This window comes from Acinetobacter sp. CIP 102129, from assembly GCF_000368305.1.
GTDB classification, from domain to species: Bacteria; Pseudomonadota; Gammaproteobacteria; order Pseudomonadales; family Moraxellaceae; genus Acinetobacter; species Acinetobacter parvus.
In genome coordinates, this window is sequence record NZ_KB849341.1 from 1,057,277 (window position 1) to 1,077,920 (window position 20,644).

The 20,644-nt window shown below is 44.5% G+C and carries 13 protein-coding genes; 5 read left to right on the forward strand and 8 right to left on the reverse strand.

Going from position 1 to position 20,644, the window contains the following annotated elements; translation table 11 throughout:
• Positions 1-29: 29 nt before the first annotated feature.
• From F973_RS13095 to rpsO, 3 genes are all read right to left on the reverse strand, one after another.
• Positions 30-1,253 carry a magnesium transporter CorA family protein gene (locus tag F973_RS13095; protein ID WP_034431284.1) on the reverse strand — a complete coding sequence of 408 codons (1,224 nt, stop codon included), beginning with the start codon at positions 1,251-1,253 and terminating at the stop codon, positions 30-32.
• Between the two features lie 86 nt (positions 1,254-1,339).
• Positions 1,340-3,427 carry a polyribonucleotide nucleotidyltransferase gene (pnp, locus tag F973_RS13100; RefSeq protein WP_171062367.1) on the reverse strand — a complete coding sequence of 696 codons (2,088 nt, stop codon included), beginning with the start codon at positions 3,425-3,427 and terminating at the stop codon, positions 1,340-1,342.
• A gap of 269 nt (positions 3,428-3,696) precedes the next feature.
• Entirely contained in the window at positions 3,697-3,966 is a 270-nt protein-coding gene (gene rpsO / locus F973_RS13105) for a 30S ribosomal protein S15 (RefSeq protein WP_004637724.1), read from the reverse strand.
• Between the two features lie 237 nt (positions 3,967-4,203).
• Between rpsO and F973_RS13110 the strand changes: the two genes are divergently transcribed.
• The gene (locus F973_RS13110) at positions 4,204-5,502 is read left to right on the forward strand and encodes a serine hydrolase domain-containing protein (RefSeq protein ID WP_004762243.1); all 1,299 of its coding nucleotides are present in this window, start codon (positions 4,204-4,206) and stop codon (positions 5,500-5,502) included.
• A gap of 719 nt (positions 5,503-6,221) precedes the next feature.
• Here the strand turns inward: F973_RS13110 and recD are convergent.
• The 3 genes from recD to F973_RS13125 all read right to left on the reverse strand — a co-directional run bounded on the left by recD (position 6,222) and on the right by F973_RS13125 (position 15,443).
• Entirely contained in the window at positions 6,222-7,925 is a 1,704-nt protein-coding gene (recD, locus tag F973_RS13115) for an exodeoxyribonuclease V subunit alpha (RefSeq protein ID WP_416201899.1), read from the reverse strand.
• Between the two features lie 123 nt (positions 7,926-8,048).
• Positions 8,049-11,801, reverse strand: coding sequence for a UvrD-helicase domain-containing protein (locus tag F973_RS13120; protein WP_004762246.1), 3,753 nt, complete (start codon positions 11,799-11,801; stop codon positions 8,049-8,051).
• Between the two features lie 3 nt (positions 11,802-11,804).
• Positions 11,805-15,443 carry an exodeoxyribonuclease V subunit gamma gene (locus tag F973_RS13125; protein ID WP_004762247.1) on the reverse strand — a complete coding sequence of 1,213 codons (3,639 nt, stop codon included), beginning with the start codon at positions 15,441-15,443 and terminating at the stop codon, positions 11,805-11,807.
• Between the two features lie 182 nt (positions 15,444-15,625).
• Between F973_RS13125 and F973_RS13130 the strand changes: the two genes are divergently transcribed.
• A complete protein-coding gene (locus F973_RS13130; RefSeq protein WP_004762249.1) occupies positions 15,626-16,132 on the forward strand; it encodes a hypothetical protein in 507 nt (168 codons plus the stop codon).
• A gap of 40 nt (positions 16,133-16,172) precedes the next feature.
• Here the strand turns inward: F973_RS13130 and F973_RS13135 are convergent, their stop codons facing one another.
• Both F973_RS13135 and F973_RS13140 read right to left on the reverse strand, forming a co-directional pair.
• The gene (locus F973_RS13135; RefSeq protein ID WP_228127465.1) at positions 16,173-16,430 is read right to left on the reverse strand and encodes a hypothetical protein; all 258 of its coding nucleotides are present in this window, start codon (positions 16,428-16,430) and stop codon (positions 16,173-16,175) included.
• Between the two features lie 21 nt (positions 16,431-16,451).
• Positions 16,452-17,870, reverse strand: coding sequence for a polyphosphate:AMP phosphotransferase (locus tag F973_RS13140; RefSeq protein ID WP_004762252.1), 1,419 nt, complete (start codon positions 17,868-17,870; stop codon positions 16,452-16,454).
• A gap of 204 nt (positions 17,871-18,074) precedes the next feature.
• On the opposite strand from F973_RS13140, the gene F973_RS13145 reads away from it, so the two are divergent.
• From F973_RS13145 to F973_RS13155, 3 genes are all read left to right on the forward strand, one after another.
• Positions 18,075-18,782 carry a DUF8198 family protein gene (locus F973_RS13145; protein ID WP_010589489.1) on the forward strand — a complete coding sequence of 236 codons (708 nt, stop codon included), beginning with the start codon at positions 18,075-18,077 and terminating at the stop codon, positions 18,780-18,782.
• Positions 18,783-18,974: 192 nt separating this feature from the next.
• The gene (gene ubiE / locus F973_RS13150; RefSeq protein ID WP_004674440.1) at positions 18,975-19,916 is read left to right on the forward strand and encodes a bifunctional demethylmenaquinone methyltransferase/2-methoxy-6-polyprenyl-1,4-benzoquinol methylase UbiE; all 942 of its coding nucleotides are present in this window, start codon (positions 18,975-18,977) and stop codon (positions 19,914-19,916) included.
• Between the two features lie 10 nt (positions 19,917-19,926).
• Positions 19,927-20,637 carry a ubiquinone biosynthesis accessory factor UbiJ gene (locus tag F973_RS13155; RefSeq protein ID WP_004762254.1) on the forward strand — a complete coding sequence of 237 codons (711 nt, stop codon included), beginning with the start codon at positions 19,927-19,929 and terminating at the stop codon, positions 20,635-20,637.
• The last annotated feature ends 7 nt before the right edge of the window (positions 20,638-20,644 follow it).

The following is a 20,644-nucleotide window of genomic DNA, read 5'->3' on the forward strand; positions in this document are numbered from 1 at the left end:
GGCAACATCTTTATATATGACTAAACGCTTTATTTTAGTTTAGTCATTTTCTCAACCTCTTTGAGGGTTTGTTTAATCGGTTCATAGTCCAGAAACCAGAGCAGGTTCAAGTTGCGTTGTTTATGCTGCTGCGCCAGCAGGTCAATCACACTACGCTCACCCCGCCCCACCAGATGCTGCTGATAGAAATAATACAGCAACAGCACTGTGCTTAATAACATCACCGCCAGCATGATCCAGAACCCGACAGGGGACTTTAATCCTGGAATAAACTCAAAGTTCATTCCATAAATTCCCGTCAGCAAGGTCAGGGGTGCGAATACGGCGGTGATGATCGCCAAAATCCGCATATTTTCATTGGTCTGATTCGCAATAGCCGAAAAGTGTAAATCAATGGCTGATTGAATGGCGTTTCTCAAGCGTAAGGTATGCTTTTGCACACGCTCCACATGGCTCATCAAGTCATTCAGCCGAACCAGAAGAATGTCCTGGGTTTTGTGTTTATGTTCACTGACCACATGATGATAATTATCTACAAGCTCATCCCGAAACTCTTGCAAGGTTTCAATCTGTTCCTCACACAGGTTTTCAATCTGCTGAAATGCCATATCTTCATGAAACAACTGATGCCATTGTTTAAATCGACGATTTCCTTGCAATAACTGTTGCTGCCAGTATTCAACACGTCGTGTTAATGGGGTGCGCAGATTGAGGTAGCCATCAATCATACTGTTTAATAAACGAAGTGATAAATCAGCAGGTGTACTTGGTAATTTACGGGGTTTATTTTGTTCCTCAATCGCCCGCCCCATAATGGTCTGGATACGTTGAATATAGCTTTCCATCGCCTTATTGCCCTGCTCCCTTAAACTGACCAGGACATTCGGCGTGAGGATAAAACTCACTGGTGTGGTGGCCAGGCCAAAAACACTTTCATGGGATTCCAGTGGACTGTCACTTTCATAAATCTGGTCGTCTGGGCTAATCAGTTTGCGGAACACCAGCAGGTCATATTCCTCAACACTGTCGAAAGCACACGGATGTTCAATATTGAGTAGGTCGCGCAGATGAAACTCATTCAGAACCAGTCCTGTGTGTTCATAGACATTCTTCTGCCAGGATTCTGTATGGTTGACCAAATCCTGTCTCAAACTATCAACCCATAAAAACTCAAGCGTATGTTCTGTTTGTTGGTCCACGCTAATAAAAATCGTATTTTCACTGTTATGACGATAAAAATAATAAAGCTGCATAACCATGATATTCATCTAAATCCCAAGAATATCATGCCATAAAAAAGCCCGCACAAGGCGGGCTTTTTGTCAGTCGATTGCAGCGATTACGCTTGTTCGATGTCTTTCATGGTCAACTTGATACGACCACGGTTATCAACATCGGCAACCTGAACCTTAAGTTCCTGACCTTCTTTTAACACGTCAGTCACGTTGGCAATACGTTCATTTGAAATTTGCGAAATGTGAAGCAAACCGTCCGTACCTGGCAAGATATTCACGAATGCACCAAATTCAACGATACGAATCACTTTACCTGTATAGATTGTGCCTGGCTCAACTTCAGCAGTCAGTGCTTGGATTTTTGCAATCGCAGCACGAGCAGCAGCTTTAGTTTCACCAAATACACGAACTGTACCATTGTCTTCGATATCAATCGCAGCTTTAGTCTCTTCTGTAATGGCACGAATGGTAGCACCACCTTTACCAATGACATCACGAATCTTGTCTGGGTTAATGCTGATCACTTCAAAAGTAGGAGCATGCATTGAAATTTCAGGACGAGCACGTGAAATGACTTTATTCATTTCATTCAGGATATGCATACGACCAGCAAAAGCTTGGTTTAATGCAACTTCCATGATCTCTTCAGTAATACCTTCGATCTTGATGTCCATTTGAAGCGCAGTAATACCGTTTGCAGAACCTGCTACTTTAAAGTCCATATCACCCAGATGGTCTTCGTCACCTAAGATATCTGAAAGTACTGCAAAACGCTCACCTTCTTTCACTAAGCCCATTGCGATACCCGCAACTGGTGCTTTAAGCGGAACACCCGCATCCATCAGTGCAAGCGAAGCACCACATACAGACGCCATAGAAGATGAACCATTTGATTCAGTAATGTCTGAAACCACACGTAACACATACGGGAAACGGTCAACTGGAGGAAGTACCGCCTGTACACCACGACGCGCCAAACGGCCATGACCGATTTCACGGCGTTTAGGACCAGATTCACGACCTGTTTCACCTACAGAGTATGCAGGAAAGTTATAATGCAACATGAAGTTGTCAGTTTTGGTACCAGCCAAGGTATCAACCATCAACGCATCACGTGTGTTACCCAGAGTTGCAGTCACAAGTGCCTGAGTTTCGCCACGGGTAAACAATGCTGAACCATGGGCACGGCCCAGCACGCCAACCTGAACGTCGATAGCACGAACAGTTTTTGTATCACGACCATCAATACGTGGCTTGCCAGACAAGATGTTGTCACGTACTGTACGGTATTTAAGGTCTTCGAATAATTCGTTTACTTCATCAGCGATACCAGTTTCGTCATTTTCTGGAACGAACTGAGCTACAGCTTCTGCATACAACGCATCCAAAGCTGCATAACGGTCTTGTTTTACCGCAATGGTATATGCTTCAGAGATTTTCGCTTCGAAAGCTGCTTTTAATTGCTCAAGAAGCGCTTCATTTTTAGTTGGAGCAACCCACTCTGATTCTTTCGCACCAACAGCTGCAGCAAATTCTTTGATTGCTTGTACAGCAATTTGCATTTCGTCATGACCGAAAAGTACTGCGCCTAACATTTGGTCTTCTGAAAGTTCTTTCGCTTCAGATTCAACCATTAACACTGCTGACTCTGTACCTGCAACCACAAGATCAAGATCAGATTGTGCAAGTTGTTCTAACGTTGGGTTAAGAACATATTCACCATTGATCAAACCAACACGTGCGCCACCAATTGGACCACGGAAAGGTGTGCCCGCAATCGACAATGCAGCAGATGTACCCAACATTGCAGCAATATCAGCATCCATGGTTTTGTCAGAAGACACAACTGTTGCTGTGACCTGGATTTCGTTGAAATAACCTTCTGGGAACAACGGACGAATTGGACGGTCAATCAAACGAGAAATTAAAGTCTCTGCTTCAGAAGCACGGCCTTCACGCTTGCCATAACCACCAGGGATACGACCCGCCGCATATTGTTTTTCTTGATAATTCACAGTTAACGGGAAAAAGTCTTGACCCGCTTTTGCTTTTGGCTGAGCCACAACCGCAACAAGCACAGTTACACCACCCATGGTGATTAAAACTGTATTTGCTTGACGTGCAACACGACCCGTTTCTAAAACAACTTGGTGTTGACCAAATTGGAATTCTTTACGAACGATATTAAACATTGACATGTATTATATTTTCCTGATGTCTTTTAAAAAGTTATTCTAGTGAGACCCCTAAGGTTTGGCATTCAGACCACAACTGGCGTGTGGATAAATGACAAAGCTTAGAAGCCATCGCACCAGATCAAAATTTTTAAATAAATTTAAACACAAAGAAGGAGCGAACATGCGCCCCTTCTAAAAATCGCCTAACTTAAATCAGGCGAAACTTCGTTTTCAGCGTTAAGGCATTGCAACATGCGAAATACCGAAAATAAAGTCAAATCGAATTAACGACGTAAACCTAATGCGCCGATCAAAGCAACATAACGACCGTGATCTTTACCATTTAAATAGTCAAGTAGTTTACGACGCTGGTTTACCATACGAATCAAACCACGACGGCTGTGGTGGTCATGTTTGTGCTCTTTAAAGTGACCTTGCAAATCATTGATTTGAGCAGTCAACAAAGCAACCTGTACTTCTGGTGAACCTGTGTCGTTTTCAGCACGAGCAAATTTAGCGATGATCTCTGCGCGATCTGCGTTAGTTAAAGCCATTCGATTTCTCCGAGATGCTTAAAAAATAAAATGATAATGATCAGTTGCAAGCAACTGATTGCCGTGCATCACTACAGCAATTCGCCTATTTTAAGTGATCTATGGCTATATTGCAAAAATGTTTTTATTTCATCATTGGGACAATGACAATTGTCAGAAAAACAGGCAAACTATTTATCAATTCTGTTTTCAGTTTATAACAGAAATGAAAGAAAACGAAAAATTAGCGAGGGAATCGTGAAAATCTTATCCACCAATACCTGTTATGTGCCAGATGACCTCAATCAAGTCATTCGTTCCAAAGATGAAGTCGCGGCTGAATTGGGCGGCTTGACGGAAAAGCAGGTCCAGAAGATTTGGGATAGTGTTGAATGCCTGTATAAAACAGGGAACTATCCTTTAATTACCTTATGTCTACGCCGTCAGGGACAAATCCTGCTGAACCGTAGCATTGGCTACGCTCAGGGCAACACTCCCGATGGTCTGGGGGCGGATGCCAAGATCGGCACACCAGACACCCCCGTTTGCCTGTTCTCAGCCTCTAAAATGGTCACGGCCATGCTGGTACACATGCTGGATGAGCGTGGTGACTTGAACCTGCTGGATCCAATCAGCTATTACATTCCTGAATATGGGGTCAATGGCAAACGGCGTGCGACCCTGTTCCATATGTTATCACATCGCGGTGGAATTCCACGGATCGACGGTGAGATCACCCCTGAATTGCTGTTTGATGAGAAAGAGATTCTAAAACGCCTGTGCGCGGCCAAGCCAGTTTCACCATCAGGTACGCATCTTGCCTATCATGCCGTGACCGCAGGCTATATTCTGGGTGAGGTGATCAAGCGTGTCACAGGACAAAGCGTGCGTGAATATCTGGCTGAACATATTGAAAAGCCAATGGGTCTGGATTATTTCAACTATGGCCTAAAACCAGAGTACCGCGCAGATGTGGCAATGAACTACGCCACTGGCATGCATCCAGGTTTAGGTACGGATCGTTATTTAAAGCATGTGCTGGGTGCTGGGCTACAAACCGCTGTGGACATTACCAATGACACACGTTTCATGGACATCATCTGCCCTGCTGGCAACATCTACACCAGTGCAGAGCAGTCAGGACGTTTTTTTGAAATGTTGCTCAGTGGTGGTGAATATCAGGGCAAACAGATCATGAGTGCCAAAACCGTTTTCCGTTCGACCTTGCCGACCTCGGGCGTCAGTATCGACCGTAGTTTACTTGCGCCAATGCGTTATGCACTTGGCCCAATGCTGGGCAGCAACCCTGTCGGTCTGTTTGGGCCAATGACAGGACAGGCTTTTGGACATATTGGCTTCTCCAATATTTTATGCTGGGCCGATCCAGAGCGTGATATCAGTGTGTCATTACTCACCACAGGAAAATCTGTAGTCGGTACCCACTTGCCTGCGCTGACAAAAATGTTGTACCAAATCTCAAGTAACTGTCCAAAAATCCCAAAAAACCAGCGCCGCTCATTATTTGCCACTGACCGTAGTGAAAATGATCTGGTTTAATCAGTTGAAGAACAGCTACGCACAAAAAAGCCCAGATTTTCACCTGAGCCTTTGCGCGTAGTTTTTATTATTCTGGTTTTGATTTATTTTTATTGCTTGTTATTTTTCATTCAGACCCTCTGAACGCTTACCACAATCTTATGATTTTTACGTTTCCTTTGGTGATATCTTCTTTCCTCTGTACTTACCATTCTGTCGAAATTAATTATGAAGAAAAATAGGATTTCTCTCATCTCTTTGTAAGCAAAAACGTACGGTTCTTTATAAAATTTAACTGAATAATCCAGAAAAATTGTCAAACAACGATATCTTAGCTTTTAGATGTTGCCGTTATTTTTCACTAGATAAATGTGCATGGACAAGACATGCAACCGATCTGACGCAATGCTTGAACAAGTAGAGTTTAAACAATACTGGTTAAAATAAAACCAATATTTATCATGATTTTATTCATTTAATATGGATAAAAATAAAAAAGCCCTGTAGTCTCTCCCAAAACTACAAGGCTTAGCGGCTGTAAGTTTCCTCTTTTATCACTTACCTCACTGTAAGTTCGCTGTCTTTCAGACTTTCTTATTATCGTTTTGCGATTTATCTAGCTTTCCGTGCCAGACTCGTTGTGTTTCCATAATCTCAAAAACATTCGGCTTGCTCTAGCGACAATATCTCGAATCCTTGTAAGCTTTTTCTTACAAAACGGTGAATTTTAAAGAATAACTTTATAATCCAGCAAAATTGATCTTTTGTACTAAACCACTACGGCGAACTGTTCGAATTGTAAGCGCCTGTTGCAAGGTGCCTGAATCGGCCAGAATACTGACCACTTTTTTTGCGCGCGTCACTGCGGTATAAATCAGTTCCTGACTCAGTAACTTCTCTGCGGGGGCATCCAGAACAATCGCGGTATGGGTAAATTCAGAGCCCTGTGATTTGTGAATGGTGAGCGCAAATGCAGTTTGCATGTTACGAGGTAAGCGGTGTGCAGCAATCCATTTATCCAGACTTGGAAAATACACCTCAAACTGCTGAGATTGGCTTCTATGTTTAAAACAAATGCCAATGTCTCCATTGGAGATTCCAAGCTGATAGTCGTTGTAGGTCATCATCACGGGACGGCCCACATACCAGTCGCCCACCGCAATCTGTTTAAGCTGCTGATTGAGCCACTGTTCAGCATAACGGTTCAGTTGCTGCAATCCCAGTTGCCCATGTCGAACGGCGGTTAAAATTCGGTAATCATCAAATGCGTGTATCACCTGCTGGATATACGGTTCTGGTTCATCGCCCTGCACATAGTGTTGCAGTGCCTCAACATAGCCCTGAAACCCATACATCAGCTTTTGTTGATAGGGTTCAATTTCGAACTCACCATACTTGGGCAAATATTCCAGTTGAATAAAGTCTGACATGTCTTTGGATAATGCAATCGGTTGCAAGCTGCTAGGTGCAGCAATCTCCTGTTCCAGTCTGGTCAATACCTGAGCATGTTGTGTTGGCTGCTGCTGGGCCTGAATAAATCTTGCCAACTGTCCAATTTTTGCCTCACCCGCAAAACGGCGGCTTTTTTGCAACCAGACACGGTTTTCAGCCAAGCCCTGCACCTGCTGTAAGTCTGCCAGTACAGAACCCACATCCACAGAAGCCAGCTGATTGGCATCACCCAGTAAAATAATGCGGCAGTTTTCAGGCACCGCCTCAAACAACAGGGTTGCCAGATTCAAGTCCAGCATGGAGGCTTCATCCACCACTATCACATCATAGGGCAAAGGCTGCTTTTGATGAAAACGTGGGATCTGCCGATTGCCTATACCCAGCAAACGGTGCAGGGTCTGGGTGCTTTGGTGGCGCAGTTCATCGGTGACCAATCCCGACTCAAGCAGCTTGGGGTCATTCAATGAATGCTGCAAGGCCTCCTGCATACGCTGGGCTGCCTTACCTGTGGGTGCCGCCATCGCAATGCGCAGGTCAGGAATCATCTGGTTCAGTACCGCGATAATACGGGCCAGCGTATAGGTTTTGCCTGTTCCTGGCCCCCCTGTAATGATACTCAGCCATTGCTGCATCACCATTTTAAGGGCGGCCTGCTGATGTTCATCGCTGAGCAAGTGCTGATAAGGTGCTGAATCGAGCAACTGAATCGTTTGTCGCTTTAATCGACAAATCTGATCAGCTAGGCGTTGTTCCAGTTGCCAATATCGGTATAATGCCAAGCCCTGCTGATCGTGGACGCATGGGGCAACCTGAGTGCCTGCAACATCGCTGCAAACCACCAGATCGGCCAGTGCCTCAAGCTGTGCTGGATTTGCCTCAATACAACTGTCGCCTTGCAGGCTGGCCTCAATCAGTTGCTGTAGGATTTGCGCTGCACTAACTGCATGAGCTGATTGGGAAAATGGTGCCTGTGTGAGATAGCTACTCCACATCTCAAGCCAGCCTACGGTTGCTGACTGATTATTTTCTTGTTTGTCCACAGAGTTATCCTCAAACTTACCCACACGCTTGTCCACAAGGTTATAAACATGCTTATCCACATGATAAGCTACTGTTTAATCTAAATTCTTTACTTTTATCCACATTGGTTTGGCCATTTTATCCTCAGAGAAATATCCGAGGATAGCATCCAGACGCAAGATAAATTCATCAGCAGGTTTCCAGTACATATAGCCCTGCTGCGCCTGTCCATTCATGCCACGCAAATACAGATAGGATGCTCCACCCAGATGCTGCTCAATCTGATAATTCTGTAGTTTCACGCTCAGATAACGGTGTAGTGCCACCAGATACAAGGCCGCCTGTAACCAGTAGCTCGACAGCGACATACTATCTGCAATTTGGCTAGGCTGGTAATCTGCCTGTTCAGCGCCCAGATAGTTACTTTTATAATCAGCAATGTGATAACGCTGACCGTCAAAATAGACCAAGTCAATAGAGCCATTCAGGTAGCGGGCAGATTTCGCCTCCAGTAATTCAGGCATGCTGATGCCATATTCTGTGAACAGTTGCTGTACGCGCTGCATGGCCAGCACACGATCCGACAAGGCCAGATAAAATGGACATTCCGACAGATATTGTCCTGTCAGCAATTGTTTTAATTGGAAGCCGTCGTTCATTGGCGTGGCCAATACCTCACCCAACCATACCGCAATCCATTGGTATAGTTGCTGCTCTGAATTTTCCCGTGCTGGAAAGTGATTCTGGTATTGATCCAGCAAGTCAAACCATAAGCCTTGATAGGTATTCTTAAAACGGCGGCGGATTTCCTCAACCCATGTTTCAGGTCGCTGAAAATCAATCTGCTCAAAAATCTCATGCAGGAAATTTCCAGCCAGTGTTCCTTTCGGAAAATATTGCTTAATCCAAGCGATTGGTTGGGAAACAGGCGCAAATGCTGTCAGTATAACGTTTAGCTCATCTTCAGCCTGATCAAAGTTCTGCTCAATATTGGCCAGACGATCCGCATGACTGGCCTTGTGTCTTAAATGCTGTGCCAGATAACTGAAGCTGGTCTTGCCTCGTGCATAAAAACGCTGCATAGGTAAAGGCTGAGCAGAAAGTGGGATTCTTTGTTGGGTCTGTTGCTGGCGGTGCAAAGCCTGTGGTCGTTCCAAAACCAGAGCTTCATCCAAACAGTGTGGATGCTGGAATGCCTCACCCCGATTCTTCCAGAATGCCAATCCTGAAAGTTTGTTCTTATCTCCCTTTTCAGGTTCAAACACCGCATAGACCCGATGACTGGCACGAGTCAGCGCCACATACCACAAACGGTTCTGCTCAGCCTGCGCCCGTTGCTGGTGCTGATCCAGCTCATTCTGTTGCAGAAAGTTTTTATCCGCAATCGCCACCACGCGTTGCGTTCGGGTCTGCCCTGTTTCTGGTAACTGGATTTCCGTGGTTGAAAAATTTAAAGCCTCTTTTTTTGAGTCTGGTGCTGCTTTATTTGCTCCAAGTAAAAAGACGATTTTAAATTCCAAACCCTTGGACTGGTGGATAGTCATTAACTGCACCCCAGCTTCACTGGAAAGCTTATGTTCCAGCTCCCATTCACGGTCACTTGGTGAATTGAGCTGCTTTAAATACCAGTGATAGAGGTTTTGTGCCCCCTGCACATGCTCGCTGTGCTGACTCAGGATATCAGTGAGATGGCGCAGATTGACCACTGCCCGTTCATTGTCTTTACTTTGCGTTGCAACCAGTTGCTGCCAGATACCAAACTGATTCAGACAACGTTGCCATGCCACCAGAAATCCCTGATTCAGCCACATCTCACGGATGTCATCGAATTGCTGGATATAATGGCTCAAGCCCTCTGGACTTTGTTCTAAGGCCAATAATCGAGCCAGATCAAATCCAAATAATCGACTGAGTAAAGCCCGTTTGAGCTTGGCTTCATCATAGGGGTGCAGCAAGGCCGTGAGTAAAGCGCCTATATCCTGTGCAATCTTTGAGTCAAACACACTGCGCTTTGAGGGACGATTCACACGAATTCCCAAGTATTCCAGTGCATATTGAACCTCGTCCAGTTGTCGGTGGCTACGGGAAAGCACCGCAATATCATCTTCACAAATGGCTTTGCGTATCTCACCATCCAGGCATAGCTGCTGCAAATGCGCCTGATTCAATAAGCTTTGAATTTTCCAGGCCACTTGAGTCGCTTGCTCATTGCCCTCTTGCAGTTGCAGCCAGCGCAACGGTGCTGGATTGAACTGTTCCTTGTCAATCAGGGCAGGATGTGGACGTGAACCAGCCTGAATTGGGTGATAGATCACCTGCTCGCCAAAATCCATTTGCCGCTGAAACAGCACATCAACCACTTCAACCAGTTCTTTGACCGAACGGTGGTTATGAATCAGTTTATATTCACGCCCCTGCTTCGCCATAATATCCTGATAGGCATTCAGGAATGTCAGCATGTCGCCGCCACGGAAGCCATAAATCGCCTGTTTACGATCACCCACCATAATCATGCAACCTTTTTGGTAGCGCTGTGGATGCCGCCAGATGCTCGCCAGCATATCATCCTGATCTTGATTGGTATCCTGAAACTCATCCACCAGAATCAATGGATAACGTGCCTGTACAAATACCGCAAAATGTTGTCCCTGTTCGCCCTTTAAGGCATCTGACAGGGTTTTGATCTGCTGGGCAAAAGTGGTTTCACCTTTTTGTTGCAACACTTGAGGCAAACGCTTTTTGACTTGCTGACAAAGATGAAACTGTAAATAGGTATTGAATTGATCTAAATCATTTTGAATTTTAAGTTTCATCTCCCAAATATCTTTTAATAACTGAATCAAAGGATGCTGGTAAAAACAGTCCTGAATACTTTGATCACATTTATTAAAAATACTGCTTCGAGCTCGTCCTTTAGAATCTAAAAATAAAACATCGACGTCTTTGAACGCGTTTTGATCAAAATAGATATTTATGCCCTGCTCTTGAATTTGCTGAGCCAGCCGAACTAAGCCTGTTTGAAAAATGAAATGAAAACGATCTTTTGCAAAAGCATTTTTATTAATAAACTTATAATATGCACCATCGAGTAGATAATAATCCTGTAACTCTTGTAAGTATTGTGATGAAGTTGCTGCGAACTGATGCAAGCATGATTCAAACTCAACTGTGCTAAATACAGGTAAATCTACTTGTTTCAAATGTGCTGAACTAAAATTCAAACTTTCTTCAACCACTTTAATATACTGATCTACGCTCTTTAGTTGCTGACTCATATATAAAAAATCAATCACCTGTTGTGGCTGCGACTGAATCCATTCCCGTAACACATCATGAATCAGTTGACGGGTATAGCTCTTGGCATCCTCAGTGATTTGGGCACGTTCAATCTTGCCACTTTCAAAGGCAAACTCGCGCAACAACTTCTGGCTAAAGCTGTCCAGTGTCCCGACAAACAGCTCGTCCAGTTGGTCAATCACCAGTTTTAGCCGTTCACAGGCATAGGCGATACGTGGCGCAAAGGTTTTTAACACATGCTGTTTCAGCGGATCGGTTTCCTGCTCCGCCTGCATGTGAATATCAGCTTCCAGTACGCTGCGTAACGGTTCCAGATACTGCTGAATCTCCACCAGACGCAAACGGATACGGCTTTTTAGCTCGGCGGCGGCAGCACGGGTAAACGTGGTGGCAATGACCTGATTCGGTAGGTATTTTTCCAGAAAAATCCGTACCATCAAACTGGACAGGGTATAGGTTTTACCTGTTCCAGCCGAGGCCTCAATCAGGTGCAGCCCCTCAAACTGAATATCCTGAATGGGTTCATAAGACACTGGATATTTTGAGTTCATGTCTTACTCCACACGTAAAAATTCAAAAATAGGCTGGTATAAGACATGGGAATAATGATCACAGGCATAGTGTAACAATGCGGTTGCATCCTGTTCCTGCAAAAGAAACTGCCAATCACGATGCAATTTACACGCTTCATTTTGAGCCATATCAAAACCAGAAAAATCACCTGTATCATTCCAATCTTTTAAAACCTGTTTTTGGCTGTCTTCAACCAGAACCCATCGAGACTCCTGCTCAACCCATTCATAGGACTTGCCTTTCTCGATTGGCTTTAAGATTAAGGCTGCGGGTAACACCACAGGCTGTTGCTGCGCCTCTTGCCATAGTTGCAACCAGTGCTTTAAATAGTGTTTCGCCTGTTCAGAACCCAGTCCCTCACAAATCACAGTCTGATCACTAAACACCACGATACGGCGTTTTTCTGTAGCGGAGTCATCGTTCAGCACGGCCAGCCACAACAAATACTCCAGCCAGACCTTAACAAAACGTTTGGCCCGCGCACTCGACGCTTCCAGACTAACCCAGTCCTGTACATTCTGTTTTGGCGTGACACAAACCATTTGTAGTTGTTTTGAGATACGCCAGACCCGTTGTGTGGTGAGTGTCGGGGCTGCCGCATACTGCTGTAAACGTTCAAGCAAGCGCTGTTGCTCTAAGCGGCTTTGCTGCCATGCACTGTGCTGTACCTTTCCAACAGGGAGTTGATCCTGCAAGATGCCAGCCGAGGTCTGCTCATCCTGCTGCTGTAGAAAATGGCGAATAGCATATTTCCCCAAACCATCCAGCAATAACGGTTCAGTTTGATCCACCAGTTCGGTTGCCGTTAAATTTTCCACGCCTAGGGTTTTTAAATACAAACGTGCTGGGAACGCCACATCCTGAATCCATTGCTGGCTATTTAGAATCAGCATCTCATCATGTTCAACAGGATAACGGGTATTCACCCATGCCTGCCGCTCTCCTTTGACCTGCTGAATCTGTGAAGCGACCTTAAACCATTGATCTTGGAAGCGCACAGGTCGATCCGAAACAAAGCCGAGTGGATCGAATGGTTGTAGACGATGTAAATGATACAGCGGATAAAGCTGTGGTGGGATTTGTAATGCCTCCAATCCAGCTAAATCCGCTTCTGATAAAGGAGGCCTATCTTCACTGCTAGTCGGTTTTACAATCAACGCCAAATGATCGCGAAAGGCCTGCAAAATACTGGAGGGTTCACGCACTTCCCCATCATTGACATCAAAACCATTATAAAACAGCCACAATTGCTCCTCAGCCAAAAGCACCGCATCCAGAAAGGCCCCCTGATCATCTTCCAGACGAGAACGATCTCCCAATTGCTGACGTAATGCATCCATTAAGTCAAAGGGAATATGCGCATCCCGATTGGGAAACTTGCCTGTATCCAGATTAAGCAGCACAATCAGACGATAAGGAATCGGGCGAATCTGTCCAATCTGGCTAAAGGTGATTTGCCCTGTTGGCTCAACCTGTGCTGACTGGCTTTGCAGCGTCCGTTGAATTTCCTCAATGATATACGGCAACGGCAGAGTAATCTGGCGCAAATGGGTTTCAGCATCATCATAATAACTCGCCAGAGTCAGCATACGCTCCTGCTTTTGCACAATCTCACGCACGGCCTTTAGGGCAACAATATCGGCTTGCTCAAACTCCTGAATATCATCCTTGAGCTTTTTCAGCCAGTCCTCAACAGGTGACTGCTGCCCCAACTCATGCGCAATCAGCCAATTGCGTCGGATAGATAAATCCTGATAAATCTGGATCAAGATTCCAATCAGCTCAAAATCATCTGGCTGCACCTGTGCATAGCTCAGTATATCCTGCACCAACACATGCGCTGGCACAGCAATTCCCAATGCCAGACGATCCAGGGCAAATTTAAAGCTATAGCGATAGTCCTGATCATCGGCACTCAGGCTCTGTTTTAAATGTTCAGCGTCCAGACCACGCTTAAAGCCTGCATCACTTAACAAGGCCAGCATCCGTTGTGCCTGGGTATAGTCCAGACCATAACGCTGCTGTGTTGCAGACAGATTGAGCCAGTCGGCAAAATCATCATGGGCAAAGCGTCCCTGTGTAAGCTGCAAACGCCCCAGCACCGCACGCCATGCATTCAGGGCATCCAGTGAAGCCACGCCTGCAATCTTGACGGGCAGAAACACTTCATGCTCATTGGGAACAGCAGGGAATACACTACGAATCAAAGGCTCAAGCTCAGCCAGATTGGGTGCAAGCACCAGCACATCACTGGGACGACGAGCAACGGAATCTGGCTGCGATAACCAATGGGTCAACTGCTCCTTGAGTACCTCAAGCTGGCGCAAACTGGAATGGCAGACATGCACCTGAATCGAATCATCCTCGGGTGCAAGCTCATATTGTTCCGCTTTAGGTTCAGCCAGATAAAAAATATCGGACTGGACTTTACCCAGTAAGGTTTCTGGAAAATAATCAACAAAGAGATCTTCCCAAATTCCTTCTTCCCCTCCTGCAAGTTGTGACAATAAAGAGAAATGATCACGTGCCTGTTTGCCCAAACGTGTCAGTAAGGGATGTCGTGATTCACGACTTAAGGCATTAAATTCTAAATTAAATTGCTCAAAAAAGTTCTGGATTTCCGCATCACTCGCATTAGGATTTTTGGCAATAAAACGTTCCTTAACACCCAAATCATAACGCTGTTTCCACAGTGGATCGACACTGTCCGCCCAATATTCCTGCGAGGGGTTGTAGTGCAGGATCAACACATCCAGATACTGCCCCAGACGGCGCAGGAATTGTAGTTGGCTGGGTGGCAAGTCCAGCAGGGTAAACACAATCACCTGATTTGGAAGCTGTGACAATGCACGCTGGCGGGTCTGTGGATTGTCCAGAACCTGCCAGAAATCGGCATCAATACTTTGCATCTCCTCAAAGTCGGCATGAAAATAGTTTTGCCATAGCCAGCGCTGCCAAGCTTCTAGTTGCTGGGTTTGGTTGAGGCTAAATGCAGACACCTGCTGGTCAGTTTGCGAGATTAGCCGTTCAATATCCAGCGGATGATCTTGCCCCCATGCCGCCAGCCAGTTGCCAGCACAACGGCAAACGCCCGTACATCCCTGTTGACAATGACCGCGATAAATCATGTAGTTATTAAACAGCTGCGAAACTTGCTCCGCCACCCAATACAGCATACTTTGTTTTTTTAGTTGTTTTTCAGTGCCTTGTTGCAGTTGATCGGCGCTGTCGTAAATCCGTTGCACAATTGAATATAAAGGGTGCTCATTCACAACAGTATTCTGTTCGGGTTGAATAAAAGGCTGTAAAGCTTGATGAATACGCCACTTTAAAATCAAACGCGGAATATTGGCCTTACGGACTTGTTCTTTATTCTCCAACACTTGTTGATAGGCATACCACTGGAAACCACGAATTCTTTGATGGAATTGATAATTCGCAGTCATACCCTGCTGTTCAGCAATTTTCTGGGTCAGCCACTGCTCCTGGGCAGGACTCGGCACAATAAAATGCTGGGTTTTAAACACCTGAAACGGGGAGGCACTGGGTTGAGTAATGGATGCCATCACACCTTGCAATAACACATCAAGACGTTGACTCTGAATAACATGAATACCCATCCGTTAATACAACCTCATCAATAAACGACTATTTTGATACATAAAAATAAGTAGATAATCATCACTATACAAGCTTGTAGAACTATGTCACGTTAAACACAGCATGAAATAAAAAATTTTTGAAATTCACCATTTAATGCGCTTGAATATACGACCAAGAGATAGACTTTAGGTATAACTTTATGAAAATTGAAAAAATTCCTGATTCAATTGACCCAGGCTTAAATCTGGAACAAATCCGTGATGAATGTCTGGCGCGTACCAAGAAGATCGCCTACTGCTCTGCTGGCGCGGCCATTGTCCCCATTCCATTTTTCGATGTGGTGGTTGATTTAGGCATGCTCACGCAGATCATTCCTGATATTAATGCACGTTTTGGCCTAGCACCTGAACATATTAGCGTTTATGACCCAGAGACCAAGAAAGTTCACTGGGATGAACTGCGTAAACGTGGCTTCGAGTTGTCAGGTTTTGTGGTGGCACGTACCGCAATGAAGAAAACATTTAATGGTTTTTTCACCAAGATTGCCACCAAACAGGTGACTAAATTCATTCCTCTGGGTGGGCAACTGGTGGCGGCCAGCCTTGGCTACTTTATGATGCGTAAAATCACCGAGGCACATATTCAGGACTGCTACACACTTGCAAAACGGATTCAGCAAAAAAGCCGTAGTACGATTGTAGCTTAAAACATGAACATGACTGATCAGCCGACTATCAGTGATTCAGTCATTTCATCGAGTGTGTTAAATCGGCACAATCTTCAGCCTGAGCTTGTGTCATCACTCTTTTGCCTTGAATAATGGTTATTCTTTCTGCTGTTAATTCTCCATTTTCCCATATACATGAAATACTTGTCTTGCCCTCATCAGAGGGATGAATTCCATAGATCATGTACAGATAAAATCCAATAAAAAAAACAAAAGCGAGCAGAAATATGGAGCTTAAAATTAATCCTATTTTTAACAATTTTTTCCACATATTCATGAACTCATCAGAAGTTTAGTCTTACTTAACTTTCAACTGTTTTAAAATCGCTTTTAGAACTTCGATTCGTGCCGTATTTTTATCATCCGTCGCAATCACATGCCATGGCGCATAGTCGGTGGAGGTACGCTCAAACATATCCGCAGCGGCTTCAAGGTAGTCATCCCATTTATCACGGTTACGCCAATCCTCCTCAGTAATCTTAAAGCGCTTATGTGGGGTTTGTTCACGCTCCTTGAAACGGACGGCCTGTTCATCCTTGCTAATCGCCAGCCAGATTTTGACAATCACCGTCTGGCTATCCACAAGGTTCTGTTCAAAACGGTTAATCTCATCATAGGCACGTTGCCATTCAACCACTGAGGCAAAACCCTCAACACGCTCCACCAGTACACGCCCATACCATGTCCGATCAAAAATCGTAATCTTGCCGCCATCATTCAATCGTGTCCAAAACCGCCATAAATAGGGGCGACGCAATTCATAGCGCTCAGGCGCCCCAATGCTATGAATTTCATATTCACGCGGATCAAGCTTTTTCACAATTCTTTTTATCGCTCCCCCTTTACCTGCAGCATCCATACCTTCAAAAGCAACAATCACTTTTCGTTCGTTGTAACGTAATGCATCAGCTACTTTTTTGGTTAATTTGTTCAATTTTTCTTTGTAGTCATCTTTATCTAAGCTTTGTTTTGAAGGTTCTAATAGTGCTGTGGGAATCTGTGCTTGTTGCCATTTTTCCGTGACTTTAGTTTGATGGTCAGGAAGTTCCTGAAGCGTTTGCAAAACATATTGTGCAAAGCACTGGTCGCGGTACTTTTCATCCTCGCCATTAATGATAAACCAGTCATCGGTGAACCTGTGGCTCAGGTTCTGCAAGGTATCGTATTGTTTCTTATTGCGCCAATCCAGACCATGCAGTTTATGCCAGTGCTGTTCCGAGGCATCAATCTGGTCCAGCCGTTTTTGCAATGATTTCCATGACAGGTCAAACCAGACCTTAACCACATGCACATGGTTGTGTTGCAGGTCATGTTCAAACGCACGCATTTGCTCAACATAGTCATCAAACAACGCCTCATTTAACGGCTTGGACACATGCATTGCTGTTGCCAGCAAGTCACTGTACCAGTTGCCAAACATCACCACGATCTGCCCTTCGGCAGGAATGAAGCGTGTATAGGATTGCCAAAATGTCTGGTTATTTGTCAATAGCTTTGGGGCATCCGCCTTGACTTTCAGGTAACGTGGATCAAGCCACTCACGTAACTGCTTGACCGCCTCACCTTTCCCTGCTAATTCAATCCCACTTACTAAAATCAGAACACTTTTTGCATTTTTTTTATCTTGGCTATCTTTTAAGGCATATTGTGCTTCAATCAAATCTAAAGACAACGCATCTTCATCACGTAATTCAAATTTTGGTTGTTGTATACTCATATTCGGCTCTAAATGGCTCATTATTAAGAATAAGTATAATGAAATCTATTTCACTGCATGCAAAACCCTTGTACAGTTTCTGTAGAACTCAATCCGTGTATCAACATATTGACCGATTGTTGGACATTTAGGGTTTATGCTGTCATGGTTCTCAGTTATGATGCGCCCTATGATTTTCTGGTTTTATTTTATTTGAGTTCGAATATGTCAAAACTCGCTGCATTTGATCATCTTTTATTACAATACCAAACTCTGAATTACCACCAAAATACAGCACTTAAGCAACGTCTGCATGAAGTACAAGCGTGGATGAAAGCACGCATCGCAGAAACCCATAAAGAATTTTTTGCTCTGCCTGAAAATCAACTGATGGCACAGTATTTTCTCAATCGTTTGTATGGCGGTCCTGATTTTGAGGCAATTGCACAGCAAATCGAACGCCTGTTGAAATATGCACATAAAGCAGAGAGCTTACTCCCTGAAAATGCAATTAAAACAGGAACAAAATCGGTCAGTCTTGCTGTACTTGCCACTCAACTCGATGAACAAGTCGCAGAACAACTACTCAAAGATTATCCTTTGGAAACACCACTAACTGATGAAATCATGCGCCAGACCTTAGTCAAACTCGATCAAGGCGATGTACGTTATGAACAATTACAATTACTTGACGAGCTTGGTCTCACATTAGATAAGTATATGCGCTCTACGATGATGTATGCGGCTTTTAAAATGTGTAAAGGCATTGCAACCAAATATCAATTTGAACCTATGTACGATTTTATCCAAGAAGGTTTTGCTGCAATGAAGCCTATGAAGTCTGCTGCAACGTTTATCAAAACATTTACCGCAAAAGAACGCGAGATCATTGAGAAAGTCCATTCAGGGCATCCAGATCCTTTCCGCAGTTAAATGCTGGACTATTCCAATCCCTCTACCAAGAGGGATTTTTTCATCTTCACATAAAAAATTAAAACACTTTTTGGAAAGTGACTTTCTGTATATTATTCATAACAATGATATGCTAGGCCCTGTAAAAAAATACAAAATCTGTCATGATGCATGCTGATTCGTGCCGCTAGAGCGAAAGTTTAGGAGAAAACAATGTCTAACGAAAACCAACAGCCCACCCCAGAAGTTGAGCAAAACCCAGGTTCAGACAAAGTCAGTCCTTTCCTCAGCACACCGCTTCCGCAGGGAGTGCCACAAGGTCAACAGCAATCTTTACAACAGGATTTGACCTCAGTACCAACAGGTTCCGTACCGAAATACAACCTGCCGCGTGGTGCCAATACAGGTAATGTTGGCGCAACCACCCATTTTGGCTATCAAACTGTCAGCAGCGATGAAAAAGCACAGAAAGTGGCGGAAGTGTTCCATTCCGTCGCCAGCAAATACGACATCATGAATGACCTGATGTCATTCGGTATCCATCGTATTTGGAAACGTTTTGCGATTAATATGTCAGGTGTTCGCCGTGGACAGCATGTACTGGATATCGCGGGTGGTACAGGCGATCTGGCAAAAGTATTTAGCCGTGAAGTCGGTCCACAAGGTCATGTCGTACTCTCAGACATCAATGAATCCATGCTCAATGTTGGGCGTGACCGCCTGATTGATGCAGGCTGTACCAATGTGGATTTTGTGCTTGCCAATGCTGAAACATTAGAACCCTTTGCCGATAACAGTTTTGATTTAGTGACCATCAGTTTTGGTTTACGTAACGTGACTGATAAAGATGCAGCACTTGCAGCCATGTACCGTGTACTTAAGCCAGGTGGCCGCTTACTGATCCTCGAATTTTCCAAACCTGTGTTTGAGCCATTTTCAAAGCTTTACGATCTTTACTCATTCACGGCTTTACCAATCATGGGCAAACTGGTTGCCAATGACTCTGAAAGTTATAAATATCTTGCAGAATCTATTCGTATGCATCCAGACCAACGTACCCTCAAAGGCATGATGGAAAATGCAGGCTTCCAAAGCTGTGACTACCATAACCTCACTGGGGGTATTGTTGCAGTTCACCGCGGATTCAAACTTTAAGGCTTAAGATATGTGGTCGATTTTAGCACTCGGTGCAGTCGAACGTATCATTCATCATGTGATTGATCTGGATGCGATTACCCGTATTCAGCTCAATCAGCTACAAGGTCGACTGTTACGGGTGGTGATTGATCATCCACAGCTCTCGGTTGATGTTTTTTTTGATGAAAATAAAGTTCGTCTGGAACCTACCGTGACTGGACACAGTCCAACCCCATCAATATTTGAACAGCGTCCCTACGATGTCCAAAATAAAATTACAGATGCCACAGCCACCCTGCATGTCGCCAATGTGGTCGAATTAGTCAAACTCCTGCTCAGTGATATGGATCAGATTGGTAATATTCCCCTACAAGGTGATTACCATCTATTACAAGATATTCAAAGAATTATGCAGCAAGCTGAGCCTGATCTCGCTGCGCATTTATCGCCCTGGATTGGCCCACAACTGGCACATGAGTTGGCTAAGATTCAACTTGCACCCAAACAACTCAAGCGTTCATTACAAAGTCATTTGTTCTTTATTGAAGATACTTTAAAAGAAGATAGTGGTTTATTTGCACCTCGCTGGCAGATGGATGACCTGAATCGGGAGACCCGCCAACTTAATCAGGAAGTAGACCGTCTGGAAGCCAGATTTCAGCAATTACAGGCCCAATTGAAACCCCTCCTAACCTCCCCTCAAAAAGGGGAGGAATTATTGAACCCCACACAAAACTAGGTAAGAT